The organism is Mesorhizobium sp. B1-1-5 (assembly GCF_006443065.1).
Taxonomy (GTDB): Bacteria; Pseudomonadota; Alphaproteobacteria; order Rhizobiales; family Rhizobiaceae; genus Mesorhizobium.
In genome coordinates this window covers 12,696-39,326 of sequence record NZ_VFWS01000012.1, presented here as the reverse complement: position 1 = coordinate 39,326, position 26,631 = coordinate 12,696, and the positions used below count along the sequence as shown (strand labels likewise).

General features: G+C 64.6%; 24 protein-coding genes and 1 riboswitch. Of the genes, 13 read left to right on the top strand and 11 right to left on the bottom strand.

The features are described 5' to 3' along the window. Positions 1-178 precede the first annotated feature (178 nt). From FJ980_RS07010 to FJ980_RS06980, 7 genes are all read left to right on the top strand, one after another. Positions 179-1,306: an S-(hydroxymethyl)glutathione dehydrogenase/class III alcohol dehydrogenase gene (locus FJ980_RS07010; RefSeq protein WP_140542203.1), complete on the top strand. Its 1,128-nt coding sequence runs from the start codon at positions 179-181 to the stop codon at positions 1,304-1,306. A gap of 66 nt (positions 1,307-1,372) precedes the next feature. Further along, positions 1,373-1,942 carry an S-(hydroxymethyl)glutathione synthase gene (gene gfa / locus FJ980_RS07005; protein WP_140542202.1) on the top strand — a complete coding sequence of 190 codons (570 nt, stop codon included), beginning with the start codon at positions 1,373-1,375 and terminating at the stop codon, positions 1,940-1,942. Positions 1,943-2,007: 65 nt separating this feature from the next. Beyond that, the gene (locus FJ980_RS07000; RefSeq protein ID WP_140542201.1) at positions 2,008-2,475 is read left to right on the top strand and encodes a YaiI/YqxD family protein; all 468 of its coding nucleotides are present in this window, start codon (positions 2,008-2,010) and stop codon (positions 2,473-2,475) included. A gap of 26 nt (positions 2,476-2,501) precedes the next feature. After that, positions 2,502-3,173, top strand: coding sequence for a DUF1345 domain-containing protein (locus FJ980_RS06995; RefSeq protein ID WP_140542200.1), 672 nt, complete (start codon positions 2,502-2,504; stop codon positions 3,171-3,173). 98 nt (positions 3,174-3,271) lie between these two features. Then, positions 3,272-4,144 carry a cytochrome b/b6 domain-containing protein gene (locus FJ980_RS06990; RefSeq protein WP_140542199.1) on the top strand — a complete coding sequence of 291 codons (873 nt, stop codon included), beginning with the start codon at positions 3,272-3,274 and terminating at the stop codon, positions 4,142-4,144. Between the two features lies 1 nt (position 4,145). Next, positions 4,146-4,937, top strand: a complete 792-nt coding sequence (locus tag FJ980_RS06985) for a molybdopterin-binding protein (RefSeq protein WP_140542198.1) — start codon at positions 4,146-4,148, stop codon at positions 4,935-4,937. Beyond that, entirely contained in the window at positions 4,934-5,368 is a 435-nt protein-coding gene (locus FJ980_RS06980) for a GNAT family N-acetyltransferase (RefSeq protein WP_140542197.1), read from the top strand. The genes FJ980_RS06985 and FJ980_RS06980 overlap by 4 nt, the downstream gene beginning before the upstream one ends. Here the strand turns inward: FJ980_RS06980 and FJ980_RS06975 are convergent. Then, entirely contained in the window at positions 5,365-6,369 is a 1,005-nt protein-coding gene (locus FJ980_RS06975) for a hypothetical protein (protein ID WP_140542196.1), read from the bottom strand. The two genes, FJ980_RS06980 and FJ980_RS06975, sit on opposite strands and share 4 nt — an antisense overlap. Positions 6,370-6,592: 223 nt before the next feature. Beyond that, positions 6,593-6,679, top strand: a riboswitch (glycine riboswitch). Between the two features lie 149 nt (positions 6,680-6,828). On the opposite strand from FJ980_RS06975, the gene gcvT reads away from it, so the two are divergent. From gcvT to gcvP, 3 genes are read left to right on the top strand one after another with little or no spacing between them, the layout of a single operon-like run. Further along, a complete protein-coding gene (gene gcvT, locus FJ980_RS06970) occupies positions 6,829-7,929 on the top strand; it encodes a glycine cleavage system aminomethyltransferase GcvT (RefSeq protein WP_140542195.1) in 1,101 nt (366 codons plus the stop codon). Positions 7,930-7,936: 7 nt separating this feature from the next. Continuing rightward, positions 7,937-8,305 carry a glycine cleavage system protein GcvH gene (gcvH, locus tag FJ980_RS06965; RefSeq protein ID WP_140542194.1) on the top strand — a complete coding sequence of 123 codons (369 nt, stop codon included), beginning with the start codon at positions 7,937-7,939 and terminating at the stop codon, positions 8,303-8,305. 16 nt (positions 8,306-8,321) lie between these two features. Then, entirely contained in the window at positions 8,322-11,132 is a 2,811-nt protein-coding gene (gene gcvP / locus FJ980_RS06960; protein ID WP_140542193.1) for an aminomethyl-transferring glycine dehydrogenase, read from the top strand. A 110-nt stretch (positions 11,133-11,242) separates the two neighbouring features. Here gcvP and FJ980_RS06955 read toward each other — a convergent pair whose 3' ends face one another. The 9 genes from FJ980_RS06955 to cpaB all read right to left on the bottom strand — a co-directional run bounded on the left by FJ980_RS06955 (position 11,243) and on the right by cpaB (position 20,538). Then, entirely contained in the window at positions 11,243-12,415 is a 1,173-nt protein-coding gene (locus FJ980_RS06955) for a GGDEF domain-containing protein (RefSeq protein ID WP_140542192.1), read from the bottom strand. Positions 12,416-12,590: 175 nt separating this feature from the next. Continuing rightward, positions 12,591-13,064 (bottom strand): hypothetical protein, encoded by a 474-nt coding sequence (locus tag FJ980_RS06950; protein ID WP_140542191.1) that lies wholly within the window; start codon positions 13,062-13,064, stop codon positions 12,591-12,593. Positions 13,065-13,292: 228 nt separating this feature from the next. Then, positions 13,293-14,255 carry a type II secretion system F family protein gene (locus FJ980_RS06945; RefSeq protein WP_140542190.1) on the bottom strand — a complete coding sequence of 321 codons (963 nt, stop codon included), beginning with the start codon at positions 14,253-14,255 and terminating at the stop codon, positions 13,293-13,295. A gap of 1 nt (position 14,256) precedes the next feature. Continuing rightward, complete coding sequence (locus FJ980_RS06940; RefSeq protein WP_140542189.1) at positions 14,257-15,222, bottom strand: type II secretion system F family protein; 966 nt, start codon at positions 15,220-15,222, stop codon at positions 14,257-14,259. A 4-nt stretch (positions 15,223-15,226) separates the two neighbouring features. Continuing rightward, complete coding sequence (locus FJ980_RS06935; protein ID WP_140542188.1) at positions 15,227-16,648, bottom strand: CpaF family protein; 1,422 nt, start codon at positions 16,646-16,648, stop codon at positions 15,227-15,229. Further along, on the bottom strand, positions 16,645-17,859 hold the full coding sequence (locus tag FJ980_RS06930) for a response regulator/pilus assembly protein (RefSeq protein ID WP_140542187.1): 1,215 nt from the start codon (positions 17,857-17,859) through the stop codon (positions 16,645-16,647). The genes FJ980_RS06935 and FJ980_RS06930 overlap by 4 nt, the downstream gene beginning before the upstream one ends. A gap of 13 nt (positions 17,860-17,872) precedes the next feature. After that, positions 17,873-18,145, bottom strand: coding sequence for a hypothetical protein (locus FJ980_RS06925; RefSeq protein ID WP_140542186.1), 273 nt, complete (start codon positions 18,143-18,145; stop codon positions 17,873-17,875). A gap of 4 nt (positions 18,146-18,149) precedes the next feature. After that, the gene (locus FJ980_RS06920; RefSeq protein WP_140542185.1) at positions 18,150-19,589 is read right to left on the bottom strand and encodes a type II and III secretion system protein family protein; all 1,440 of its coding nucleotides are present in this window, start codon (positions 19,587-19,589) and stop codon (positions 18,150-18,152) included. A 28-nt stretch (positions 19,590-19,617) separates the two neighbouring features. Continuing rightward, positions 19,618-20,538: a Flp pilus assembly protein CpaB gene (gene cpaB / locus FJ980_RS06915; RefSeq protein ID WP_140542184.1), complete on the bottom strand. Its 921-nt coding sequence runs from the start codon at positions 20,536-20,538 to the stop codon at positions 19,618-19,620. Positions 20,539-20,792: 254 nt separating this feature from the next. Here cpaB and parE point away from each other — a divergent pair, with 254 nt between their 5' ends. From parE to FJ980_RS06900, 3 genes are all read left to right on the top strand, one after another. Then, entirely contained in the window at positions 20,793-22,847 is a 2,055-nt protein-coding gene (parE, locus tag FJ980_RS06910) for a DNA topoisomerase IV subunit B (protein WP_140542183.1), read from the top strand. A 42-nt stretch (positions 22,848-22,889) separates the two neighbouring features. Continuing rightward, complete coding sequence (locus FJ980_RS06905) at positions 22,890-24,971, top strand: FUSC family protein (protein ID WP_140542182.1); 2,082 nt, start codon at positions 22,890-22,892, stop codon at positions 24,969-24,971. 82 nt (positions 24,972-25,053) lie between these two features. Next, positions 25,054-25,491, top strand: a complete 438-nt coding sequence (locus tag FJ980_RS06900) for a VOC family protein (protein ID WP_140542181.1) — start codon at positions 25,054-25,056, stop codon at positions 25,489-25,491. 18 nt (positions 25,492-25,509) lie between these two features. On the opposite strand, the gene FJ980_RS06895 is transcribed toward FJ980_RS06900, so the two are convergent. Beyond that, a complete protein-coding gene (locus tag FJ980_RS06895; protein WP_140542180.1) occupies positions 25,510-26,631 on the bottom strand; it encodes a DUF2336 domain-containing protein in 1,122 nt (373 codons plus the stop codon).

Sequence of the window (26,631 nt, the reverse complement as noted above, 5' to 3'; positions counted from 1 at the left end):
AATTGCGACTGCCGCGCCGAAAAACGTCGCAAGGGAAGTTGGCCGCCAGCAAGGAAAGCGATAAGGTGGTCGATGGGCTCGGAGAAACAAACGGCGGGCAGAGATTTCGTCCCGCCAGGCGGGAACGGCGGCCTGCCGTCACCTGAAACTTACTGATTGCCTTGGGAGGAAACGCCTGATGAAAACGCGTGCCGCAGTCGCCGTTGCCGCCGGAAAGCCGCTGGAGATCATGGAGGTCGACCTCGAGGGGCCGCGCGAAGGCGAAGTGCTGGTCGAGGTCAAGGCGACCGGCATCTGCCATACCGACGAGTTCACCCTGTCGGGCGCCGATCCGGAAGGGCTGTTTCCGGCCATCCTCGGCCATGAGGGCGCCGGCGTCGTCGTCGATGTCGGCAAGGGCGTTACCTCGGTCAAGAAGGGCGACCATGTCATCCCGCTCTACACGCCGGAATGCCGGCAGTGCCCGTCGTGCCTGTCGCGGAAGACAAACCTGTGCACCGCCATCCGCGCCACGCAGGGACAGGGCCTGATGCCCGACGGCACCTCGCGCTTCTCGATGGGCAAGGACAAGCTGTTTCATTACATGGGCTGCTCGACCTTCTCCAACTTCACCGTGCTGCCCGAGATCGCGGTGGCCAAGGTCAATCCCGACGCCCCCTTCGACAAGATCTGCTACATCGGCTGCGGGGTCACCACCGGCATCGGCGCGGTCATCAACACCGCCAAGGTCGAGCAAGGCGCAACCGCCGTGGTCTTCGGCCTCGGCGGCATTGGCTTGAACGTCATCCAGGGCCTTCGCCTGGCCGGCGCCGACATGATCATCGGCGTCGACGTCAACAACGATAAGAAGGCCTGGGGCGAGAAGTTCGGCATGACGCATTTCGTCAATCCGAAGGAGATCGACGGCGACATCGTGCCTTACCTCGTCAACCTGACCAAGCGCGGCGCCGACCAGATCGGCGGCGCCGACTACACCTTCGACTGCACCGGCAACACCAAGGTGATGCGCCAGGCGCTGGAGGCCTCGCATCGCGGCTGGGGCAAGTCGGTCATCATCGGCGTCGCCGGCGCCGGCCAGGAGATTGCGACCAGGCCCTTCCAGCTGGTCACCGGCCGCACCTGGATGGGCACCGCCTTCGGCGGCGCGCGCGGCCGCACCGACGTGCCGAGGATCGTCGACTGGTACATGGAAGGCAAGATCCAGATCGACCCGATGATCACGCATACGTTGAAACTGGAGGACATCAACAAGGGCTTCGACCTCATGCATGAGGGCAAGTCGATCCGCAGCGTCGTGGTTTACTGAGGAAAACAAGCCGCCGACCTATGGCCAGCGACTTAAGTTGCACAGGTTCAACAAGGGAGGAACTCAATGCCTGAAAAACTGCATCCGAAGATCGACAACGGCTTGCCGAGGGAGAGCGCGAGCTTTGCCGGCGGCACGTTGGTATGCGCCTGCACCAGCAATCCGGTGAAGGTGAAGGTCAAGGGCCAGATCGCCCACAACCATGCCTGCGGCTGCACCAAATGCTGGAAGCCGGACGGCGCCATCTTCTCGGTCGTGGCCGTCGCCGGCACTGGCGATGTCACCGTCACCGAGAACGGCGACAAGCTGAAGGTGGTCGACCCCGCGGCGCTGATCCAGCGCCATGCCTGCACCGGCTGCGGCGTCCACATGTACGGCCCGGTCGAGCGCGACCATGCCTTCAAGGGGCTGTCCTTCATCCATCCCGAGCGCTTCGAGGAGGATGGATGGTCGCCGCCGGGCTTCGCCGCCTTCGTCTCCTCGATCATCGAATCCGGCGTCGACCCGAGCCGCATGGACGGCATCCGAGGCCAGCTGAAGTCGATCGGGCTTGAGCCCTATGACTGCCTCAATCCCGGCCTGATGGACTATATGGCCACCTGGACCGCCAAGAAGTCCGGAGCCTTGGCGGCCTGACAATTGCGACATTTCATGCGAAGGGGCCGGCCTGTGTCGGCCCTTTCGTACATTTGGAGATAAGGTTGCCTGCCCCCATCATTTACGTCGACGCGGATGCCTGTCCGGTCAAGGCCGAGGTCGAGAAGGTCGCGGAGCGCCACGGCGTCGTCGTCACCTATGTCTCCAATGGCGGCCTGCGGCCGTCGCGCGATCCGATGATCCGCAACGTCGTCGTCTCCAAGGGCGCGGATGCGGCCGACGACTGGATCGCCGAGAACGCCAGGGCCAACGATGTCGTGGTGACGGCCGACATTCCGCTTGCCGCGCGCACGGTGGCGCTAGGCGCGCATGTGCTCGGCCCTACCGGCCGCCCCTTCACTCCGGAATCCATCGGCATGGCGGTGGCGATGCGCGATTTGAAGCAGCATCTGCGCGAGACCGGCGAGAGCCGGGGCTTCAATGCCTCCTTCACACAGAAGGACCGTTCGCAGTTTCTCGGCGAGCTCGACCGCATCTTGCGGCGCGCGCTCAAATCCGTCACACCGGACTGATCCAACGTCTTCAAGGGCCCCGGGCCATGGGTGACGATCTCAAGACGCCGATGCATCGGCACATGCAGTTCGCCCTCGCCGCGGCCATCGGCATCGTGGCACTGCTGCTTGCCTTGTTGCTGCGCTGGCCGCTCCCCTACTCGATCGGCGCCAATGTGTTCTTTGCAAGCTATATCGCCCTGGTGCTGACCCTGATGCCGAGCCTTACCGGCCGCTATCTCAGCAAAAATGCGCGCGCGACCGACCTGCCCGTGCTGCTGATCTTTGCCATCACGCTCTTTGTCGTCGGCGCGGCCATCGTCTCGCTGTTCCTGCTGATCAACCGCAAGGATGCCGCGCATCCCCTGCAGCTCGCCTTCGCCATACTGTCGATCCCGCTCGGCTGGTTCACAATCCACGCCATGGCGTCGCTGCACTACGCGCACGTCTATTGGAAGGATGGCGACGGGATCGACGAGAAAACCCACAAGAAGATGCCGGTCGGCGGCCTCGATTTTCCGGGCGGCAAAAGGCCGGAAGGCTGGGATTTCCTCTATTTCGCGACGGTCATCGGCATGACGGCGCAGACGGCGGACACGGCCGTCACCACCTCGCAAATGCGGCTGGTCGTGCTTGTTCATTCGATCCTGACCTTTTTTTTCAACACGGTGATCGTCGCGGCGGCAGTCAATCTCGCGGTCAGCCTCGGCTCTCCGTAATAAATCCGTGATCGCATGAAACATTGCCTTGTGCGGCGACGTATTGAGGGGGAGACAATGACCTGAGAAGCCGCTTGCTTGAGGCGGCCGGAGGCAAGATGGACACTGTTGCCAACAACCATTCCGCCGCCGAGGCGGACGGCAAGGACACGACCCTCATCTATCGGCAATCGCGCTGGACGCGGTTGACCCACTGGATCTGGGCTTTCTCGCTCTTCTTCATGCTGCTTTCCGGCCTGCAGATCTTCAACGCGCGGCCGCAGCTCTATGTCGGCAAGCAGTCCGGCTTCGAGTTCAACAACACGATCCTCCAGATTGGCGCCGAAAACACCGCCAACGGTCCGCGCGGCTTCACTGAAATCTTCGGCCATCGCTTCGACACCACCGGCGTGCTCGGCTGGTCGGGTCCCCCGGGACAAGAGACGCCTCGCGCCTTCCCTTCCTGGGCGACGATCCCGTCCTATTACGACCTCGGCACCGCCCGCGTCGTGCATTTCTTCTTCGCCTGGATCCTGACCACGACCCTGCTCATCTGGCTGATCGCCAGCCTGGTCAACGGCCATATCCATCGCGATCTTGCCCCTCGCGTGTCGGACCTGCGCAAGCTGCCGCGCGACATCGTCGATCATGCGAAGCTGAAATTCCACCACACGCGCGAATACAACACGCTGCAGAAAATGGCCTATGGCGGCGTGCTCTTCGTGCTTTTGCCGCTGATGATCGTCACAGGCCTCGCAATGTCGCCGAGCATGAATTCGGTGCTGCCCTGGCTCAACGAAATCCTCGGCGGCAGGCAGACGGCGCGCACCATCCACTTCACCGTCATGGTGCTGCTCGTGCTTTTCTTCATCGTCCACATCCTGATGATCCTCGCCGCCGGCCCGATCAACGAGCTGCGCTCGATCATCACCGGCTGGTACCGCACCGACCCGCCTGCGAAGCACGACCAGCCGACCGAGAGGAGCGCCTGACATGGCAAAATTCCAGATCAGCCGCCGCAAGTTTCTCACCTCAGCCAGCCTCGGCCTGTCCGGCATCGCGCTGTCCGGCTGCGATGTGTTCGACAGCGGCCTCGGCATCGGCGGCGGATTGCGCAGCTTCCTCGAAAACGCCAATGGCCTGACCTGGCGCGCGCAGCGCCTGCTTGCCGGCCGGGACGCGCTGGCGCCGGAATTCACCGAGGCCGACATCCGCCAGCCGCAGCGGCCGAACGGCGTCACGGCGCCCGATGACGACACCTACAAGGGTCTGCTCGCCAACAATTTCGCGGACTGGCGGCTGGAAGTTACCGGCCTCGTAGAGAAGCCGCTGTCGTTGAGCCGCGAGCAGCTTCAGAACATGCCGAGCCGCACGCAGATCACCCGTCATGACTGCGTCGAAGGCTGGAGCTGCATCGCCAAATGGACCGGCACGCCGCTGTCGCTGGTGCTCGACCAGGCAGTGGTCAAGCCGCAGGCCCGCTATGTCATGTTCCACTGCCTCGACACGATCGAGCAAAGCCTGTCCGGCGACATCAAATACTACGGCACCATCGACCTGATCGACGCCCGCCACCCGCAGACGATTCTTGCCTACGGCCTGAACGGCAAGCCCCTGCCGGTCGAGAACGGCGCGCCGCTGCGCGTGCGGGTCGAGCGCCAGCTCGGCTACAAGATGCCGAAATACATTCACAAGATCGAGCTGGTCGACAGTTTTGCCAATGTCGGCGGCGGCCGCGGCGGCTATTGGGAGGACAATGGCTACGACTGGTATGGCGGGATTTGACGGCCCCTCGCCTTCAGGCCGAGCATGACCTTGCTGCGGCCGAGCTTGGTGCCATCGAGAAGCGTCTCGACAACGACAACCGGCGGCTGACCGGTCGTGGCGACGACCGTGCTCTCGTCTTTGCGCTGCGGGATGAGCAAGGCCGCGCCGTCGGGGCGGCCGCCGGCTATTCCTGGGCCGGCATTGCCGAGCTCACGCTGATGTGGGTCGACGAAGCCTATCGAGGCCTTGGCCACGGCAGGAAGCTGCTCGATGCCTTCGTCGCGGAAGCTGCCGCGCGCGGCTCGCTGCGGATATGGGTTTCGACCCACGAGTTCCAGGCGCCGGGCTTGTATGAAAAAGCCGGTTTCGAACGCATGGCCGAATTCACCGGGTGGCCCGAAGGCCATTCCAATATCATCCTTTGCAAGACGATTGCAGGAAACGCCTAAGCCACTTTCTCAAGCAGCGGTTTCAGCGTCGGATGGATTTCCGGCGCCGCGTGCTTGATCAGCGTCAGCAGCGCGCGCTCGTTGTCGCGCAGCGGCCGCCGGCCGCCGCCGACACGCTCGGCAAGCCATTCGGCCTCGCTGGCGTCGATCGTCTCGGCGCGGCGGGCAAGCGCTTCGGCGGCCCGATTCCTGGCTTCCCATTCGGCCTCGATATCGCCGGGCGAATGATAGGCTTCGAGGATCGCCGCGAAACCACCCGAGACCATCCGGCTGAAGAAGCCGCCAAGCGTCGGCGCTGCCTCGTCGAGGAAGTTCTCGTGGCGCAGCGCCACTTCCCGAGTCGGCGGCTCGTAGCCGGTCGAGCACATGACGTAGTTGGCGATCGCCTTGACGAAGAGGTCGCTCCAGGACGGATCGTTGTCGGCTGCCGCGGTCCGGTCGTTGATCCTGAACAGGACCTCCGCCTCGGCCTTGCTGATGGCGATGTTGCCGTCGCCGCCATAGGCATAGAGGATACGCCGCAGCAGATCGACCTCGGCCTTCGCGATATGGCCGGGAACCAGGCTGCCGCCATGCATCAGCGGACCCTTGCCGTCGATTACCGCATGCGCGACCTGTTCCAGCGCATAGGCCGAGAGCTCGCTGGGCGAGGACTTCGCTTCCTCCAGCACATGCACCAGCAGTTCAAGCTCGGTGCGGCCGTCGACTATGCCGTCGCGCGAGACGGTGCGGACCAGCCAATCGGCATTCTGCTCGGAGATATAGCCGTCTGGCTTTTCCTGGTGGACGATGTAGTCGGTCACCGCCTCGACGAAGAACGGCGCCCATTCGCCGCACTTGTCGCGCGCCGTCTGGTCGAGCGCGAACAGCGCCTCCGCCTCGCCGCGACTGACCAGGCCGTCGGCGAAGACGTCGCGCCGCAGCATCGTCACGTCTTCGGCCGTGATCTTGTTCTTCGAGGTCAGCCCCGCGACCGGAGCGCTCATGATCAATTCGCCCATTTGCCTTCCCTGCCCGTCGCCCGTAGCCGGCGAACTGAGTGCACTACCCCGCCGAGCTTTATCAGCATTGTCTTGAGAAACCGGCAAACGGCGTGGTTAGCGAAGCCTTGTCGGCCAAATCATATCGCTGAAAAGCAGGGCGCGCTTAAAATGTCGCTGGGAGGTGACAAGGTGTCGCCGACGGGCTATGGATGACATGTCGAGGACTCAGGCGACTGAGTCCTACCTGTTTGCGGGAGAGAGCAGCGCGAGCTGTCGCCGAAGGGGAAATCGCCCGAAATCTCTCAGGCAAAAGAACCGTGGACGGGAAAGACAACTCTGGAAAGTCGGGATTCGTCCCGCGCCGAAGGTGTAAGCGCTGCCGACAGAGTTACGGGGCGCGAGTCTCTCAGGCTTCAGACAGAGGGGCACGGACTGGACCGCGGACGGCGGTCGATTGCGTGCGACTCTGGAGAAGACATGACAGGCGACGACACCAGACATCTGCCCCTTGAGGATTTGCACCAGGCCGCGGGCGCGCGTTTCGGCGCGTTCGCCGGCTGGTCGATGCCGCTCACCTACCCGCCCGGCGTGATGAAGGAGCATCTTCACACACGCGAGCATGCCGGCCTGTTCGACATCTCGCATATGAAGCTGTTCGAGGTCGTCGGTCCGGGCAGCGCCGCATTGCTGAACCGCGCCTGCCCGCTCGATGCCGGCGCGCTCGAAATCTCGCAGTCCAAATACACCTTCTTCCTCAACGAGGCTGCCGGCATCATCGACGACCTTATCGTGACTCGCCTGGGCGATGACCGTTTCATGGTGGTGGCCAACGCCGGCAACGCGGTGGAGGACGAGAAGCATTTGCACGCGCTTGCCGCCGGTTTCGATGCCAGGGTCGATCCGCTCGACCGCGTCTTCCTGGCGATCCAGGGACCGGACGCCTGGGCAGCTTTGGCGCGGGCCGGCATCGAGACCGGCTCGCTGCTCTTCATGCATGGGGTCGAGCCCCGGCAAAACTGGTTCATGAGCCGCTCCGGCTATACCGGGGAGGACGGATTCGAGATCGGTCTGCCGGAAGCGGATGCGCGGGATCTGGTCGCCAAGCTGCTGGGAGACGAGCGCGTGCAATGGATCGGGCTTGCCGCCCGCGACAGCCTGCGGCTCGAGGCCGGGCTTTGCCTGCACGGCCAGGACCTGACGCCCGAGATAGACCCGGCAAGCGCGGGATTGATGTGGGCAATTCCCAAGGAAGTTCGCGCTTCCGGCCATTTCATCGGCGCCGACGCGCTGCGCTCGATCATCGAGCGCGGGCCGTCGCAGAAGCGCGTCGGCCTGAAGCCCGACGGACGCCAGCCGGTGCGCGCGGGCGCCGCGTTGATCGATGCCGGCGGCCATCCGGCCGGTCATGTCGCTTCGGGCGGCTTCGGTCCCTCGGCGGGCCACCCGGTCGCGATGGGCTATGTCAACACCGCGCTTGCCAAGGCCGGCACGAAACTCTTCGCCGATGTCCGCGGAACGAAAATTCCGGTGGACGTCACGCCCCTGCCCTTCACTCCACACCGCTACCGCAAAGGATGATTTCCAGATGGCAAAGACCTATTTCACGGAAGACCATGAGTGGCTGCGCGTCGACGGCGGCGTCGCTACGGTCGGCATCACCGACTATGCGCAGGAACAGCTCGGCGATCTCGTTTTCGTCGAGCTGCCGGAAATCGGCCGCAAGCTCGCCAAGGGCGATACCGCCGTCGTGGTCGAATCCGTCAAGGCGGCCTCGGACGTCTACGCGCCGGTCGACGGCGAGATCACCGAAGCCAACGCCTCCCTGTCGGCCGACCCCTCGCTGGTCAATTCGGCCGCGACCGGCGACGGCTGGCTCTGGAAGATGAAGCTGGCCAACGAAAGCCAGCTCGACAGCCTCATGGATGAAGCCGCCTACAAAGCCCATATCGGCTGATATCAGGATCCTGGAAATGACCGCAGCACCTATTCCCTTCTCGGCCCGCCATATCGGCCCAGGCGTCAACGACGTCAGGGCAATGCTCGCCGTCATCGGCGTTCCATCCGTCGAAACGTTGATCAGCCAAGCCGTGCCGAGATCGATCCGCCTCGACCTGCCGCTCAACCTGCCCGCTCCGGCGAGCGAAGCCGAAGCGCTGGCCGAATTGTCGGCGATCATGGCGAAGAACACGGTGCTGAAGAGCTTCATCGGCGCCGGCTATCACGGCGTCTTCGTGCCGCCGGTCATCCAGCGCAACCTGTTCGAGAACCCGGCCTGGTACACGGCCTACACCCCATACCAGGCCGAGATCAGCCAGGGCCGGCTGGAGATGCTGTTCAACTTCCAGACCCTGGTCGCCGAGCTCACCGGCCTGCCGGTGGCGTCGGCCTCGCTGCTCGATGAAGCCACCGCCGTTGCCGAAGCCGTCGGCATTGCGCTGCGCCACCACCGCGACAAGCGCACCAAAGTGGCGCTTGCCGGCACGCCGCATCCGCAGACGCTGGACGTCGTGCGCACCCGCGCCGAGCCGCTCGACATCCAGGTCGACGGCGAGACGATCGACGACAACACCGCCGCACTGCTCGTCTCCTGGCCGGACACGCTCGGCGTCTATGGCGACCACAAGGCGGCGATCGAGAAGGCCCGCGCCGCCGGCGCGCTGGTCGTCTTCATCGCCGATCCGCTGGCGCTGACGCTGACGGATGCGCCGGCGAAGCTCGGCGCCGACATCGCCGTCGGTCCGATGCAGCGCTTCGGCGTGCCGATGGGCTTCGGCGGCCCGCATGCCGCCTATTGCGCCGTCTCCGACAAGCTGACCCGCCTGATGCCCGGCCGCCTTGTCGGCCAGTCGACCGATACCAAGGGCCGCCCGGGCTACAGGTTGGCGCTGCAGACGCGCGAGCAGCATATCCGCCGCGACAAGGCCACCTCCAACATCTGCACCGCGCAGGCGCTGCTGGCCAATATGGCGACGGCCTATGCGATCTGGCACGGCCCCGCCGGCCTGCAGGCGATTGCCGGGCAGATCCACGCGTTGGCCGGCCGCCTCGCCTCGGGCCTCAAGGCAACCGGCGTTTCGGTGCTCGGCGCGAGGCGCTTCGATACGGTCACGGCCGAGGTGAACGGCAGGGCCGCTTCGATCGCGCAAGCCGCCGAGAAGACCGGCCGGCTGTTGCGCGTCATCGATGCCGACCATGTCAGCATCGCCTTCGACGAGACCTCCACGGAAGCCGATCTCGAGGCGATCGCGGCCCTGTTTGGCGCCAAGCCCGGCGCGGCTGAAGGCAGCTCCATGCCGGGCAAGCCGCGCGGCAAGGAATTCCTCACCCAGCCGGTCTTCCACGACAATCATTCCGAAACCGAGATGATGCGCTTCCTGCGCAGGCTGGCCGACAAGGACCTGGCGCTCGACCGCACCATGATCCCGCTCGGCTCCTGCACCATGAAGCTCAACGCCGCCGCCGAGATGATGCCGGTGAGCTGGCCGAGCGTCGCCAATCTGCATCCCTTCGCGCCAGCCGGCCATTCGGAGGGCTATCGCAAGATGGCCGCCGACCTGGAGGCATGGCTGTCGGAAATCACCGGCTTCGACGCCGTCAGCCTGCAGCCCAATGCCGGCAGCCAGGGCGAATATGCCGGCCTGCTCGCCATCCGCGCCTATCACCGCGCGCGCGGCGAAGGCCACCGCACGATCTGCCTGATCCCGTCCTCGGCGCATGGCACCAATCCGGCGAGCGCCGCGATGGCCGGCATGAGCGTCGTCGTCGTGCGTTGCCTGGACGACGGCAATATCGACATGGACGATTTGCGCGCCAAGGCCAACGAGCATTCCAAGAACCTCGCGGCACTGATGTTCACCTATCCTTCGACGCACGGCGTCTACGAGGAAGGCGCGCGTCATCTGTGCGCGCTGATCCACGAGCATGGCGGCCAGGTCTATTTCGACGGCGCCAACCTCAACGCCCTGGTCGGCCTCGCCCGTCCCGGCGACATCGGCGCCGACGTCTGCCACATGAACCTGCACAAGACCTTCTGCATCCCGCATGGCGGCGGCGGCCCGGGCGTCGGTCCGATCGGCGTCAGGGCGCATCTGAAACCCTATTTGCCGGGCCATGTGACCGAGGGCTCGGCGCATGCCGTGGCGGCGGCGCCCTTCGGCAGCGCCTCCATCCTGCCGATCACCTGGACGTATATCCGCATGATGGGCGGCTCAGGCCTGAAGCAGGCGACGGAAACGGCGATCGTTTCGGCCAACTATGTGGCGACGCGGCTCGCGCCGCACTACCCGCTGCTCTACAAAGGCAGAAGCGACCGCATCGCCCATGAGTGCATCCTCGACACGCGCGTTCTCAAGGAAAGCGCCGGCATCAGCGTCGATGACATCGCCAAGCGCCTGATCGACTACGGCTTCCATGCGCCGACGATGTCGTTCCCGGTTGCCGGCACGCTGATGGTCGAGCCGACCGAGTCCGAGCCCAAGCGTGAGCTCGACCGTTTTTGCGAGGCGATGATCGCCATCGCCGCCGAGGCGGCGAAAGTGGCGAAGGGCGAGTGGCCGTCCAACGACAACCCGCTGGTCAACGCCCCGCACACCGCAGCGGAAGCGCTTGCCGGCGAGTGGAAGCATCCCTATTCGCGGCTGGAGGCGGCCTATCCGGCGGGCGACGCCGGTCTGGCGGCGAAATACTGGCCGCCGGTCTCGCGCATCGACAACGTCGCCGGCGACCGCAACCTGGTCTGCTCCTGCCCGCCGCTGTCGGAATATCTCGGCGCCGCCGAGTAACCGCTAGAGCGGTTCACCGTTGCACGGAAACGGCAAACCGCTCTATCTCTTTGTTTCAACGCAATTCCAGACGGAAAACCGTTCACACTTTTCCTGGAATTGCTCTCTGCTCAGGCAGTCTTCAGGGCCGGCCCGGCGTCGGGCTGGCCCGCTCTGTCCTGAACGACGACACGGTTGCGCCCGGCACGCTTGGCCGCATAAAGCGCGGCGTCGGCCTGCGCCAGCACCTCATGGAGTGGACGGCCCGCGATCGAGCCGAATCCCATGCCGCCGCTGACGCTGCTGCGCAGCGGCCCGCGATGGGTCGCGACGACCTCGGTGCCGAAAGCGACGCCGATCCGGCTTGCAATGTCATGCGCCTTTTCCGGTGTCACGCGCGACATGACGAGCGCGAATTCCTCGCCGCCCAGCCGGAACGCGTCGATCCCTGTCCTGCCGTATTTCCTGATCACCGCCGCGAAGCGGCAAAGCACCTGGTCGCCGACGGGATGACCGAAGACGTCGTTGGTCATCTTGAAATGGTCGAGATCGAACATGGCGATAGCCATGAACGGACCGAAGCTGCGCTCGCCGTAAAGCTCGGTGAGCGCCCTGCGGTTCATCAGGCCGGTCAGCGGATCGGTCATGGTTTCGGCCTTGAGCTCGATCTGCGCCTGCAGATGGTGCAGTGAAAGCGTCAATGCGCCGAGGCCGGTCATGCAGGCGACCGCGACGACGGAGTTCAATCGCTCCGCCCAATTGTCGGGCGCGGCGCCGAGAACCCATTGCTCTTGCGTCAGCAACGCCAGGCCGCACAGCGCGAAGGACAGGCCGCAGGCGCCGCTGAGGAACGAAACGACGAGCAATATCCGGCGGTCGTGATCCCCCTTCATCCAGAACATCGCCCCGATCGCCGCGAGCAACGTCGTCACGGCCGCATAGGTGATCTGGAAGCCGATGCCGTCGAAACCGAGAAAGGTGACGATCGCGCAGGCAGCCATCGCGGCCAGCGTCGGCACGATGGCGCGGCGGTAGTCGCGAAAGCCGAGATACTGCATCGCCGACAGGCAGAGGACCAGGAAACCCAGGCTCAGCAGCGCGAGCACGACTTGGCACAGCCAGGGATCGGCGTCCTTGCTATAGCGCCAGAACGCGACGACATGGGCGACGAGCACGAGGATGCCGCAGGCGACCGTGAGCACGAAGCGCGCCCGCGGTGTGGCGAGCCAGATCGCAAACATGGTGATGCTGAGGCATGTGCCCGACAGCGCCGCCGCGAGCAGGAGCGAACTGAAATCCAACATCGGTGAAGAACTGCCTCTAGCGGGTGCCCGTCGCTCCTCAATGTAGGCTGGCGACGGCTGGCGCAAACCGTTTTCGGCGGACACCCAACGCTACCTCGACACAGGGTTTACAAAGCGTCGACATGTGAGGCGAAATCCCATGACGGCACACGGAATACGCGAACCGGGAGCAGGATCAGCCCTTGTCGAGCAGCGCCAGATTGGCATTGACCACCGTCTGGTCGGCCATGCCGGCCTTGGCCTCGAGCAGCAGCGCGCGCGCTTTTTTCTTGTTGCCGCGCAGAAGCTGCGAATAACCCATATTGTTGACGATCTGCGGCTTGCGCCCGGCGACCTTCAACAGCTGCATATAGGCGCGATCGGCGAAGTCGAAGCGGCCAAGCTCGTCATAGGATGCGGCAAGCCCCATCCAGGCCTCGGCATTGTCGGACTTGAGCTCGACCGCTTTGCGGAAATGCTGTTCGGCAAGGCCGAAATTCGCCTCGCGGAACTGCGCCTTGCCTTCAACGAGGTCGTTGGCGCTGACGTCCTTGGCCACCGGCTGGATCGCCGTGGTCTTGGTCGTGTCGACATTGTTGTTCGTCGTGCAGCCGGTAATCATCAAGACGGCCGCCAATGCCGCCGCTGCCCTGGGAAGTCTCTGACGCATGCCCCTGCCCCATCGCCCGATTTGCCGGGTCGTTCTTCAGGAAAAACGATACAGGACAGCGATTAAGCTTCGGTGCCGAAATGCAGATAAAATTCGGTCGCGCGCCAAGGATACGTTAATCATGGCAATGTCCTGGATTCAGGCCAGGCCGAGTCGAAAATGGCGGATTCCGAGAACCGGGGCGGAGCGCAGGAAGCTGCCATTTGCAGGCCGGCCTCACCTGAATAGTCAGTGTGCGGTCAGCTTCACGATGATCGGAATGATGGCGATCATCAGCACCACCGGCAGGATGCAGACCGTCACCGGGACCGACATCTTGGCCGGCAGGGCATGCGCCTTCTCCTCGGCTAGCGACATGCGCTTGTGGCGCATTTCGTCGGAAAAGACGCGCAGCGAGCCCGATAGGCTGGTTCCGAGTTCCTTGGATTGCTGCAGCAGCGTCGCGAAGGAGCGAACCTCGTCGAGGCTGAGGCGATCGGCAAGCGCCTTCAGCGCGTCGTCGAGGCTGCGCCCGGCCCGCAACTCAAGCGACACCAGGATCAGGTTCTGGCTGAGCGACGGATAGGTCCTGGCAAGCTCCCTGGAGACCCGCTCGATGCCGGCCTCCATGCTCATGCCGGCATCGGAGCAGACGATCATCAAATCCATGAAATCGGGAAAGCCGTTGCGGTATTCGCGCATCTTTTCCCGAATCTTCTGCGTCAGCACCAGGCCAGGCAGGAAATAGCCGCCGGCAGCCGACAGGATGATGAAGGTCCAGCGGCTGGTCATGGTCGACTCCGCACTTGCCGCCCAGTGATTGACCAGGAATGCGCCGAGCGCCGCGCCGACCAGCGCGGCGAAACGGATCAGGAAGAACATGCCGACGGCGCGCGGTTCCATGTAGCCGCCCTGGATGAGCTTCAGGCGCAGCCGCGCGACGTTTTCCGGATCGCTCTTGGCGTAGAACTCCTGCGCCCGTTTCACCGCCTTCTCGCGCACGGCGTTGGTGCTCTTCTTGGGCGCGGGCTCCACCTGCTCGGCCGGCTGCAATGTCTCCAGCTTCAGCCGGCGCTTGACCTCGCCCCGATCGCCCTTGGCGAGTACCAGCGGCCAAGCGACGGCGCCCCCGCCCAGCACAAGGAGCAGCATGGCGACTGGCATCAGCGAGGTCGGCGCGAGCGAAGCGAGGAAGCGGATCACGTCTTCCATCTCAGAACCTGAAATTCGACATCTTGAACATGATGGCGTTGCCGAGCAGCAGCCAGATGATGGAGCCGCCCATCATGTACCAGGTCTTCGGCACGTCCCAGACATCCTGATAGAATTGCGGCATCAGCACCATGATGGCGGTGAACAGAAGCACCGGCACCGCGGTCAGGATGTAGGCCGACATGCGCCCTTCCGTCGAAATGGCGCGCACCTTGCGGCGCAGCTTGCCGCGGTCGCGGATCGTCGCCGACAGGCCGTCGAGGATCTCGCGCAGATTGCCGCCCGAACTGCTCTGGATCGACACCGCCGTGACGAACAGCGGCAGGTCCTCATGCCCCACCCGGTCGAAAAGATTATTCAACGCCGAGACCAGGTCGGAGCCAAAGGTCACCTCGTCGGCCACGACGCCGAACTCGGTGCCGATCGGATCGGCCATTTCGCGCGACACCATGGCAATCGCCACCGGCACCGGATGGCCTGCCTTCAGGCCGCGCGTGATCAATTCAAGCGCCTCGGGCAGCTGCATCCCGAAACGCTTGTGCCGGCGCTTGCGCATCCAGCGCAATGCCATGACCGGCAGCACCGGCAACAGCAGGAGCAGCAGGATAAGGCCGAACAGGAGCGGCAAGCCCTTCCAGATCGCCACAAGCGCCAGGGCGAGAGCGATCCCCGACGTGATCGTCAGGAATTTCGGCAGCGGCGTGCTTATGCCGGACTGCGTGCGCAGGGCGCGGAAGCGGTCGAGCGAAAAGACAGAGGTGCCGCCGTCGATCCCGCGTTCCTTGCGCAGTTGGATCAGCACCTGCTCCTGGCTGATCTTGTTCTCCGCGAGCTTCATGCGGCGGTTGATGGCCGTGCGCTTGTCGCTGCGCCCGGCATAGAGCAGATAAAGGCCCTCGGCGATCATGATGCCGGTGAGCGCCGCTGCGGCGTAGACGACGTAGACCGGGCTGAATCCCTCGAACACCGGCCTAGTCCTGCGGCCGGCCGGGTTCGAAATACTTGCCCGGGAATTCGATACCCATGTTGCGCAGGTCCTCGAGGAAGCGTGGGCGGATGCCGGTCGCCTCGAAGTGGCCGAGGATCTTTCCGTCCGCCTCCATGCCGGTGCGCACGAAGCGGAAGATCTCCTGCATCTGGATGACGTCGCCTTCCATGCCGGTCACTTCGGCGACGCTGGTCACCTTGCGCTTACCGTCGGAAAGGCGCGTCAGCTGGACGATGATGTCGATGGCGCTGGAAATCTGGCTGCGGATCGACTGTACGGTCATCGGCATGCCGGTCATTCCGAGCATCTGTTCCAGACGCGAGATGGCATCGCGCGGCGTGTTGGCATGGATGGTGGCCATCGAGCCTTCATGACCGGTGTTCATCGCCTGCAGCATGTCGAAGGCTTCCTCGCCGCGGCATTCGCCGAGGATGACGCGGTCGGGGCGCATGCGCAGCGCATTCTTGACCAGGTCGCGCTGCTTCAATTCGCCGTGGCCCTCGATGTTGGCCGGACGTGTCTCCATGCGCGCGACATGCGGCTGCTGCAATTGCAGCTCGGCCGCGTCCTCGATGGTGATCAGGCGCTCGTCTTCCGGAATGAAGGCCGACAAAGCGTTGAGCATCGTCGTCTTGCCCGTGCCGGTGCCGCCGGAGATGATCGTGGTTTTGCGGGCATGTACCGCCGCCGCCAGCACTTCGGCCATGTTCTGGGTGATGGCGCCGAATTCGACGAGCTTGTGCAGGCCGAGCTTGTTCTTGGAGAACTTACGGATCGACACCAGCGGGCCGTCGACGCCGACGGGGCGGATCGCCGCGTTGAAGCGCGAGCCGTCGAGCATTCGGGCGTCGACCATGGGCTGCGATTCATCGACGCGGCGGCCGACCGCGGCGACGATTTTATTAATGATTCTAAGCAGATGCGCCTCATCCTTGAACGGGATGTGGACCTGCTGCAGCTTGCCCCGCTTTTCGACGAAGCAGTTCTGGTGGCCATTGATCAGGATATCGTTGATCTCGGGGTCCTTGAGCAGCGGCTCCAGCGGGCCGAGGCCGACCATCTCGTCGACGATGTCGTCGACCAGCGCGTCGAGCTCGGCATTGTTGATCGCCATCCGCTCCTGGCGCGTCTTTTCCGAGACGAAATCATGCACCTGCCGGCGCATTTCATCCCGAGGCAGCCGCTCCAGCGCCACGAGGTTGATCTCCTCGAGCAGCATGCGATGGATGCGCACGCGTGCGTCCAGCACCTTGTTGGCGCTCTTTGCGGGGGCTGCCTCGGGCCTGGGCGGCGCCGGTTTGCGGGTCGTCGGTATGATCACTGCATTGTGCGTGACCGGCGCGGGTTCGGGCGCCCGCTGCGGGCGGACGTCGCGGCTCTGCAGGTTGGAGAAGCGGCTGGTCATCCTGCCTTCCTCTTCAGCAAGCCCTTGCCGAGGCCGAACAGCGACCTCGACTTGGCCATCGTCTGGACGGCCTCCTCGGGCAGGATGATCTTCTTCAGGTCGTTGACGACATTGGCGTTGGGGTCGATGGCGTGCAGCGGCACGCCGCGGTCGACCGCCTCGCGCACCAGCCGGTAATTGTTGGAGATGCCGCCGACGAAATGCTCGCCGAGTATCTCCTGGACGTCGGCCTGCTTGATGCCGTTGTCGAACATCTTCTGCTCGAATCGATTGACGATGACGTTGGGCTTCACTTCCTTGCCGGCGGTCTCGTAGACGGCCTGGATGAGACGCTGCGTATGGCGCAGGCAGGGCACCGTCATCTCGGCGACGATATAGAGCTTGTTGGAACCCAGCAGCACCGTCTCGGTCCAGGGGAACCAGGTGCGCGGCATGTCGATGACGACATTGTCGAAATAGGCCGCCACGAGGTCGAGCATGCGCACCACGACATCGGTCTTGAATGAGCGCATGTCCGAGGGTCGCGTCGGCGCGGCAAGCACGCACAGCCCGCTCGCATGCTTGGACAGCATCACGTCGAGCAGTTGCCGGTCGAGGCGCTCCGGCTGGTTCTCGATTTCGGTGATGTCGAAGCGCGGTTCGAGGTCGAGATATTCGGCGCAGGCGCCCTGCTGGAAATTGAGGTCGACGACGCAGGTCGAGGCGCCCCGCATCACCGAATGGTGCAGCTGGAAGGCCGTCTGCAAGGCGAGCGTGGTTGTGCCGACGCCGCCGGCTGCCGGCATGAACGTATAGATATGCGATTCGGTATTCTCTTCCCGCCCCGGTCCTTGCAGCGCACGGATGACGGAACGCACGAGGTCGGCCGTGGTGATCGGCTTGACCAGGAAATCGGCGACCTTGAGCTGCACCAGGATGCGCACCGCCGCCGCGTTGAATTCCTGGGTAACGACGACCACCGGAACGCTGCCTTCCAGCCGCCGCATGACGCGCTGCAGCGACTCGATTTCCTCGAGCTTGGCTGCATCCATGTCGACGATGACCGTGCCGAAGTCCGCCTCGAGGATCTCGCCGCGCAGTTCGTTGACGCTCTTTTCCAGCGTCAAGAGCTCGATGACCTCGGAGGCCGCAAAAGCCGTCCGCGTGTCCTGCAAGAACGTCCTGTCCGTCGAAACGAGCAGGATCTTTTTGGTCTTGCTACCAGATGCCATCCTCGCCAGCCCATCAATTCGATGTTGTTGATGATGTCGTCGGTGACGACACGGAGCCGGCCTTCGCACCGACGGCAGCGCTCTCGGAACCCGGACGCTGGGCCGGCACCAGAAGCCTTGTGTTCTGCACGCCGTACTTCCAGGGATCGACCATCTGCATGGCGGTGTTGGACGCCTGCGCGTTGCCGGCCGCCAAGGTCACCCCTTCGGAGCGTACATAGTCGTCGCTGGTGCAACCGCCGGCGAAACCGGCGAGCAGCAGAGCGATGCAAACGGGGATGCGCATGGCCTTAATCCTTTGGCAGATCGAGGAAGTGGCCGGACGTGGCGGCAGCCACCGGGCGGGCGGCGCTGCCGTCTGCCAGCGCCACCGGACGCTTTGACGCCGAGGCATTCACTTCCTCGGTGTTGTTCAGGAAATAGTCGGCGGGACTTGCCGGCTGGGTGCCGTCGGTCGGCTCGACCATCTTCTTCGAGGGATCGACCGGCTTGACCAGGTAGGGCGTGACGATGATCACCAGATCGGTCTCGCGCCGCTGATAGGACTTCGAGGAAAACAGCGGGCCGAGCACCGGCAGCTTGCCGATCCCCGGCACCCGCGACGTCGTGATGTCGTTCTGCGATTGCAGGAGGCCGGCGATCATGAAGCTCTGGCCGTTCTTGAGGTCGACCGATGTCCTGGCGCGGCGCACGATGAAGGCCGGGATGGAAATGCCGCTGCTGACCTGGATGGAAGCAGACGGGTCGATCGAGGACACTTCCGGCGCGATGTCGAGGCTGACCAGCCCGTCCTTCAGCACCGTCGGCGTGAAATCGAGGCCGACGCCGTACTTCTTGTAGGTGACGCTGATCTTGCCATTGTCTTCGGAAACCGGGATCGGAAACTCGCCGCCGGCAAGGAAGCTCGCCGTCTGGCCCGAACGCGCAATCAGGTTCGGCTCCGCCAGCCGTCGCGCCAGGCCGCGTTCCTCCAGTGCTTTGATGGCGATGTCGATGGAAACGCCGTTCGAAAGCAAGCTGCCGATGATCTCGCCTGTTCCCGCAGCCGTCAGGTCTCCTCCATCAGGGTTCAGCACGACTTTGCGGTTGCCGATGCCATAGGCGAAATTGGCGGCGTATTTGGCGCCGAGGTCCTGGCCGGCCTGGCGGTTGATCTCGACGAATCGGACGTTGAGCTGAACCTGCTGCGAGGACGAGATGTTGACCGAATTGATGACTTCCTCATTGCCGGAGAAGCGCGACGCAATCTTGCTGGCCTTGTCGGCGGCGACCGCATCGTCCGCCTCGCCCGACAGCACGACGCGCCCGTTCGCCGAGCCGACCTTGATCTTGGCGTCGGGCACGCTGGCGCGGATGGTGCTGGCCAGCTGGTCGGTATCCAGCGTCACCTCGATGTCAATGGTGCCGACAAGCTGCTTGTTCTGGTCGAACAGGGCGATGCCGGTGGTGCCCAGGTTGTTGCCCAGCACATAGAAGGACTTGTCGGTCAGCGGGTTGACGTTGGCGATCTCCGGATCGCCGATGACGATCTGGTAGAAGGCGGCGCTCGTCATGATCGTCTTCGGCTTGCCCTTGGCGACCTTGATCGAGGCGTTCTTGTTCGCCGAGACATAGACGACGTCATTGCCAGCCCTTGCCGGCGCGGCGACGGCAAGCACTGTCGCCGCCAGCGCGATCACGCCGAGAAGACGCCATCCCCCGGTCGTCCGAAATGCATCAAACCCGAACATCTTGCCCCGTCCCGCCGGTCCCCACCGGCTATTGCTGCAGTTCCTGCGGCGGTTGCCGCGAAGGAACCTTGTATTCCTCGACCTTGTCGCCGCGCGTCACGATCACCGTCTTGAATTTCGGCTCGTCCTGGTCCTTCGTCACCGCATTGACGAGCGAGGCGGCGCTCGCCTGCGCATTTGCGGCAACCGAGCCGCCGAAGGACGAGATGGTCGTAAGCCCGCCATTGCTGGCAGTTGCGTCGGCGGCCGACCGCAGCGACAACGACAGCGTGCCGACGGTGCGGGCAAGCGCCACTTTCTGCGCCCCTTCGTTGGTCACCTCGATGGTCACCGAATTGGCGACTTGCGGCTCGGTCTTGCGTTCGTCGGCGCCCTGTCCGACCGAAAGCACCTTGACGTCGGCAACGACGACCTCGGACGTGACGGTCGAGCCGGCGGCCCCTTGAGCATTCTTGGATACTTCCTGGATGTCCCCAGCATCGCGCGTCAGCACGACATCGACGCGGTCTCCCGGCGTGATGAAGCCACCGACACCGGCGATCTCGTCGGTGCGGACGGTGACGGCCCGCATTCCCGGCGACAGCATGTTGGAAAGGGTAGCGCGGCCGTTCGGCCCCGACAGCTTGGTGAGCAGCACCGGTTCGTTGACCTCGATCGGCGACAGCACGACCCGGCCGCCGTCCGCGAGCAGCTTGTCGATGGTCGGGAAAGCGCCTTGCGGCAGGGAATCCTGCGGCCACGGGATCTCGGCGAGCTGCGGCCGTGCGAGCTCCATGCCGTAACGCAGCGGCGCTTGCGCCACCACGATGGTCTTGAACTCGACCTTGGGCTGCTGCGGCGCCGTGACGGAGACGACCTTGATCTCGGCCTGGGCCTTTGCCTGGCTCTTGACCCAGAAATCCGCCGCAAAGATCGAGATCGCGCCGAAAACGGCGGCGATGCCGATCATGGTTATGGCCCTGCCCCTCACAACGAAACCCCTGACGCCCGTGGTCTTTTGTTAGTTGGGTCTCACGCTAGGCGTTAATGTTAAAGAATCAGGGATCCCACGACCCGCCGATCGCCCTATTTCGGCCGGCTTGGTTATCGAATGGTTTTGGAATAAGAGACAGTTTGATCCCTGAACGGAACAGGAACTCGTTCGCCCGCCAAAAGCGTGGCAGTATCGAGGAATGATTCGCATTACCGGACGCTAGGCCCAGCATGGACGACAGCAACGACCTCTTCGGCAAGATGGAAAAGCCGGCACAGCCGGTGCGCGCGCCCTCGCGGCCCGCCGATCCGCTGGTGCAGGCCGCGAAGCGTTCGACCGCCACCCGCGACGGCAGCGAGGGCTACAGCGCCGCCGATATCGAGGTGCTGGAAGGGCTCGAGCCGGTGCGGCGCCGTCCGGGCATGTATATCGGCGGCACCGACGACAAGGCGATGCATCACCTGTTCGCCGAGGTCATCGACAATTCGATGGACGAAGCGGTGGCCGGCCACGCCACCTTCATCGACGTCGAGCTTTCCGCCGACGGCTTCCTGACCGTCACCGACAACGGCCGCGGCATCCCGGTCGATCCGCATCCGAAATTCAAGAAGCCGGCGCTCGAAGTCATCATGACGACGCTGCATTCGGGCGGCAAGTTCGACTCCAAGGTCTACGAGACCTCCGGCGGCTTGCACGGCGTCGGCGTCTCGGTCGTCAATGCGCTGTCCGACCACCTCGAGGTCGAGGTCGCGCGGGGTCGTCAACTTTACCGCCAAAGATTCTCCCGCGGCGTCCCGGTCAGCGGTCTCGAGCATCTCGGCGAGGTCCACAACCGCCGCGGCACAAAGACCCGTTTCCATCCGGACGAACAGATTTTCGGCAAGGGCGCCGCCTTCGAACCGGCGCGCCTTTACCGCATGACGCGCTCGAAGGCCTATCTGTTCGGGGGCGTCGAGATCCGCTGGACCTGCGATCCGTCGCTGATCAAGGACAAGGACCAGACGCCGGCCAAGGCCGAGTTCCATTTCCCCGGCGGCCTCAAGGACTATCTCAAGGCGACGCTCGGCGACGAATTCCAGGTCACGCGCGAGGTCTTCGCCGGGAAGAGCGACAAGCAGGGTGGCCACGGTTCGCTCGAATGGGCGGTGACCTGGTTCGGCGGCGACGGTTTCCTCAACTCCTATTGCAACACCATTCCGACCCCCGAGGGCGGCACGCATGAGGCCGGCTTCCGCAACGTACTGACGCGCGGATTGCGCGCCTATGCCGACCTCATCGGCAACAAGCGCGCCTCGATCATCACCACCGACGACGTGATGATCTCGGCCGCCGGCATGCTGTCGGTGTTCATCCGCGAGCCGGAATTCGTCGGCCAGACCAAGGACAGGCTGGCGACGATCGAGGCGATGCGCATCGTCGAAAACGCCCTTCGCGACCCGTTCGACCACTGGCTGGCAGACAATCCGCAGGAAGCCTCGAAGCTCCTCGACTGGGTCATCGCGCGTGCCGACGAACGCGTGCGGCGCCGCCAGGAAAAGGAAGTCTCGCGCAAGAGCGCGGTGCGCAAGCTGCGCCTTCCGGGCAAGCTTGCCGACTGCACGCAGAACGCCGCCGCCGGCGCCGAGATCTTCATCGTCGAGGGCGACTCGGCCGGCGGCTCGGCCAAGCAGGCGCGCGACCGCGCCAGCCAGGCAGTGCTGCCGCTGCGCGGCAAGATCCTCAACGTCGCCTCCGCCGGCAACGACAAGCTTGCCGCCAACCAGCAGATTTCCGATCTCATCCAGGCGCTCGGCTGCGGCACGCGTTCGAAATACCGCGACGAGGATCTGCGCTACGACCGCGTGATCATCATGACCGACGCCGACGTCGACGGCGCGCACATCGCTTCGTTGCTGATCACCTTCTTCTATCAGGAGATGCCGAACCTGATCCGCGGCGGCCATCTCTACATGGCCGTGCCGCCGCTCTATTCGATCCGGCAAGGCGGCAAGGTCGGCTACGCCCGCGACGACGCGCACAAGGACGAACTGCTGCGCACCGAATTCTCCGGGCGCGGCAAGGTCGAGATCGGCCGCTTCAAGGGCCTGGGCGAGATGATGGCCGCGCAGCTCAAGGAGACCACGATGGATCCGAGGAAGCGCACGCTCTTGAGGGTCGACGTGATCGACGCCGAGCAGGCCACCAAGGATGCCGTCGACGCGCTGATGGGCACCAAGCCCGAGGCGCGCTTCCGCTTCATCCAGGAGCGCGCCGAATTCGCCGAGGCCGACGTGCTGGATATCTGATCGCCTGCCGGTCCATAACAGTCTCCTGCACGGAGAACCGGTGTGACCTGGACGCGGTTTAAAGAGCTTGTCGAGACACCCTTAAGCGGTCTGACGCAGCCGACCCGTTCGGACTGGATTTTTGCCCTGCGCACGGTTTCGGCCGGACTGGTCGCGCTGCTTGCCGCCTATGCGCTGAAGCTCGATCATCCGCAATGGGCGATGATGACGGTGTTCATCGTCGCGCAGCCGGTCGCCGGCATGGTGCTGGCGAAAGGTTTCTATCGGCTGCTCGGCACGCTGGCCGGCGGTCTGGCGGCCGTCGGCATCACATCGCTGTTCGGCGCCAATCCCTGGCTGTTGGTGAGCGTGCTGGCGCTCTGGATCGGAGTCTGCACGCTGGTTTCGTCGCTGTTGCGCAACCCGGAAGCCTATGGCGCCGCGCTTGCCGGCTATACGGCGATGATCATCAGCCTGCCGGCCCTCGGACAACCGCATATTGTCGTCGACCTCGCCGTCGCGCGTTGCGCGGAGATCGTGCTCGGCATCGTCTGCGCCGGCGTCACCAGCCGGTTGATCCTGCCAAAGCTCGCGGCCGACGCTATCATTTCCAGGTTGAAGCGCAGCATCCTCGACCTTGCCGAATATGCCGGCGGCGCCTTTTCCGGCGGCGACCCGGCAAGCCTCGCCGCGCTCCAGCGCAAGCTGATCGCCGATGCCCAGACGCTCGCCGAGATGCGCACCTATGCGCGGCTGGAGGCGCCTAGCTTCGCCACTCGCGCCCACCCGGTGCGGCGCACGATCGGTCAGCTTCTGTGGGCGCTTTCGGCGGCGCGCGCCCTGCACAGCCACCGCAGACCGAAGAACGCGGCGCTCATTCCCATGCGCAGCGAATTGAAAGCCTTCGTCGGCGAACTGGCGGCGACGCCCGGCGCGCTCGATGACACAGGGCCATGGGTGGCACGTCTTGACGCGATCGCGAGCAAGGCCAGGGAGATGCCCGAACTGCCCAACGATACCAGCCCCAACGACAACGGAGAAGACAAGGTCGGCACCATCACTCGACTGACCATTGCCGGCGATTTCGCTGAGGCGCTGAAGCAGGTGGTGCGGGGGCTGGAGGCGCTGCGCTCGCCCGTCTCCCGCAAATCGAGCGAGCGGGGCCAGCCGGCGCTGGTTGTCCACCGCGATTACCAGGCCGCATGGCGCAATGCCGTGCGCGCCGCGCTGGCGACGTTGCTCGTGGCGATCTTCTGGCTGACGACCAGATGGTCGGAAGCCGCCGGCACCGTCATCCTCGTCGCCGTCGTCTCCAGCCTGTTCGCATCGCGCCCGGATCCCGTGCAGTCCGCCTGGGGTTTTTTCACCGGCACGCTGATCGCGCTGCCTTTTGCCTTCCTTGTCGGCCAGGTCGCGCTGCCGGCGTTGCCCGGCTTCGGCTGGTTCACGCTCTTCGTCGTGCCGATCCTGGTGCCCGCGGCGCTCGGCATGGCCAATCCGCGCCATGTCGGCGTCGCCACCGCCTTCGCCATCAACTTCCTCGCCTTCCTCAGCCCGCATCAGCAGATGATCTACGATCCCGGGCCGTTCTTCGCCGGCTCGGCCTCGATCCTGGTCGGCATCCTGATTGCCATCGGCGTCTTCATCATCGTGCTGCCGGCCGATCCCTGGGCCACCGTGGAGCGCATCTCGCAGGCGATGCGCGAGGACCTGGCGCGGCTTTGCCTGCATGAGCGCATTCCCCGCCGCTCGGCCTTCGAAAGCCTCGCCTATGACCGGATCAACCAGTTGATGCCGCAGGTGCAGCAGACGGGCCGCAAGGGCGATCCCATTCTCGGCGGAAGCATCGCGGCCGTCACCGTCGGGCTGGAGGTGCTGCGGCTGCGCCAGGCGCAACTGAACTCCGCCGTCCCGCACGAAACAGTCGAGTCCATCGGCAATTTCCTGCGCGGCCTGGCGCGCGAATTGCTGTTTCGGCAACCGGGCGAGCCGCAGACCGCGACAATCGCGGTGGCGAGGCAATATGCGGCCAGCATCGCCCAACGCAGCGATCGGCTCGAAATGCTGCAGATCGCCGCCTCGCTGCGCATCATCGCCGCGGCGATGGAAGATTACCCGGATTTCTTCGCGAAGGGTCGCGCTTAACCAGCTCGGGACGTGCCTGGTTTGGGGCCCTTTCCGAGAATAGGTCCTTGCTGGACCCGTCGACACCTTTTAGGTTGGACACATGGCGCTCAAACGGATGGACAACGTCGGAATCGTCGTCGATGACCTCGACAGGACGGTCGATTTCTTTCGCGAGCTCGGCCTTGAACTCGAAGGGCGTGCCGCGATCGAAGGAGAGTGGGCCGGGCGTGTCACTGGGCTCGGCGACCAGCACGTCGAGATCGCCATGATGCGCACGCCGGACGGCCACAGCCGGCTCGAGCTGTCCCGCTTTCTCAGGCCGCCTGTCATCGCGGATCACCGCAATGCCCCGGTGAACGCATTGGGCTATCTCCGGATCATGTTCGCCGTGGACGACATCGACGACACGCTGGAGAGGCTCCGCAAGCGCGGCGCTGAGCTCGTCGGCGAAGTCGTCCGGTACAAGGACGCGTATCGGCTTTGCTATATCCGTGGGCCTGAAGGGCTTCTTATCGGACTCGCCCAGGAACTCAGCTGAGACCTGATTGTGATCCGATCAGGCCGCGGCGATGGCCAGCGCGTGTCCGCGCGCGTTTTCGCGCAGCGCGTCTAGGTGGATCGACTTCACCAGCCCGGCAAGATCGCCCTCGGCCGATTGGCCGCCGAGCTCCTTCAGCATCAGCCAGCTCACTTCCTGAACGCCGGCGACACGCCGGCCATTGGCGACCTCGCGCCAGACTTTCAGCGCCCTCAGGATGATGCCATGCGTGGCCGGCGCAAGCCCGGCGCTGCGGAACAGCGCCTGCAGCGCAACGTCGTGCCCGCCGGCGAGAAGTGCCGTCACCCGTTGCTCGGACTGTTGGGCTAAAGCCACCAGCGTCGAGCCGAAGAAGTCGACCTTGCCATGCGCGATGGTGCGGACGATGAAACCGGCGGTGAGGTCGCCGCGCAGCCGCAGATGCTCGATCAGCGCCGCATGCTCCTCCATGCGCGTTCCCTCGATCAGCGTCACCGAGGCTTTCACGCAGGCGTCGCGCATGACGCGATCGGCGCGCGCCGCCCCCATCATCGCCAGCACCAGCGGCGAACCTTTCAAGGTCTCGCCGAGCTTGACCAGCAGCATGTGCCGGCAGTCGGCCGGCAGGCGCCGATCGGCAATCAGCGCCTCGCGCACCAGCGGCAGGTGGCCGTGCCGCTCGGCCATGCGGCGGAAGCTCAGCGAAGCGATCTCGGCGCCGCTGTTGCCGATCAGCGCGGCGCAGGCTTCCGGTTCGCCGATCTCGGCGATTGCCGCCGCCAGCGACATCGAGACCACCGGGCGGTTGGCGATCAGCTTCTGCGTCGCCTTCTGGCCGCAGGCGACGCGCTCGACCAGATCGGCGTCGGTAAGCAGCGGCGAACGCGCGAGCACCAGCGCCGCCACTTCCGGCTGGTCGGCGGCCAAGGCGCTGATCACCTGCGGCGGCGCGTGATGGCTCATCGACAGCGCCTCGGCAAGCGCCAGGCGCACCTTGGACGAAGCGTCGTCCAGAAGCAGCGTCAGCGCCGCCTCGGCGGCACAGCGATCCTCGAACGGCAGATCGGAATTGATATAGGCGCGCGCCAGCGCGCTCGCGGCGGCGGCACGCTCGGAAACCCTTGCCGTATCAATCCATTTTAGAAAATGCGAAACAACCAT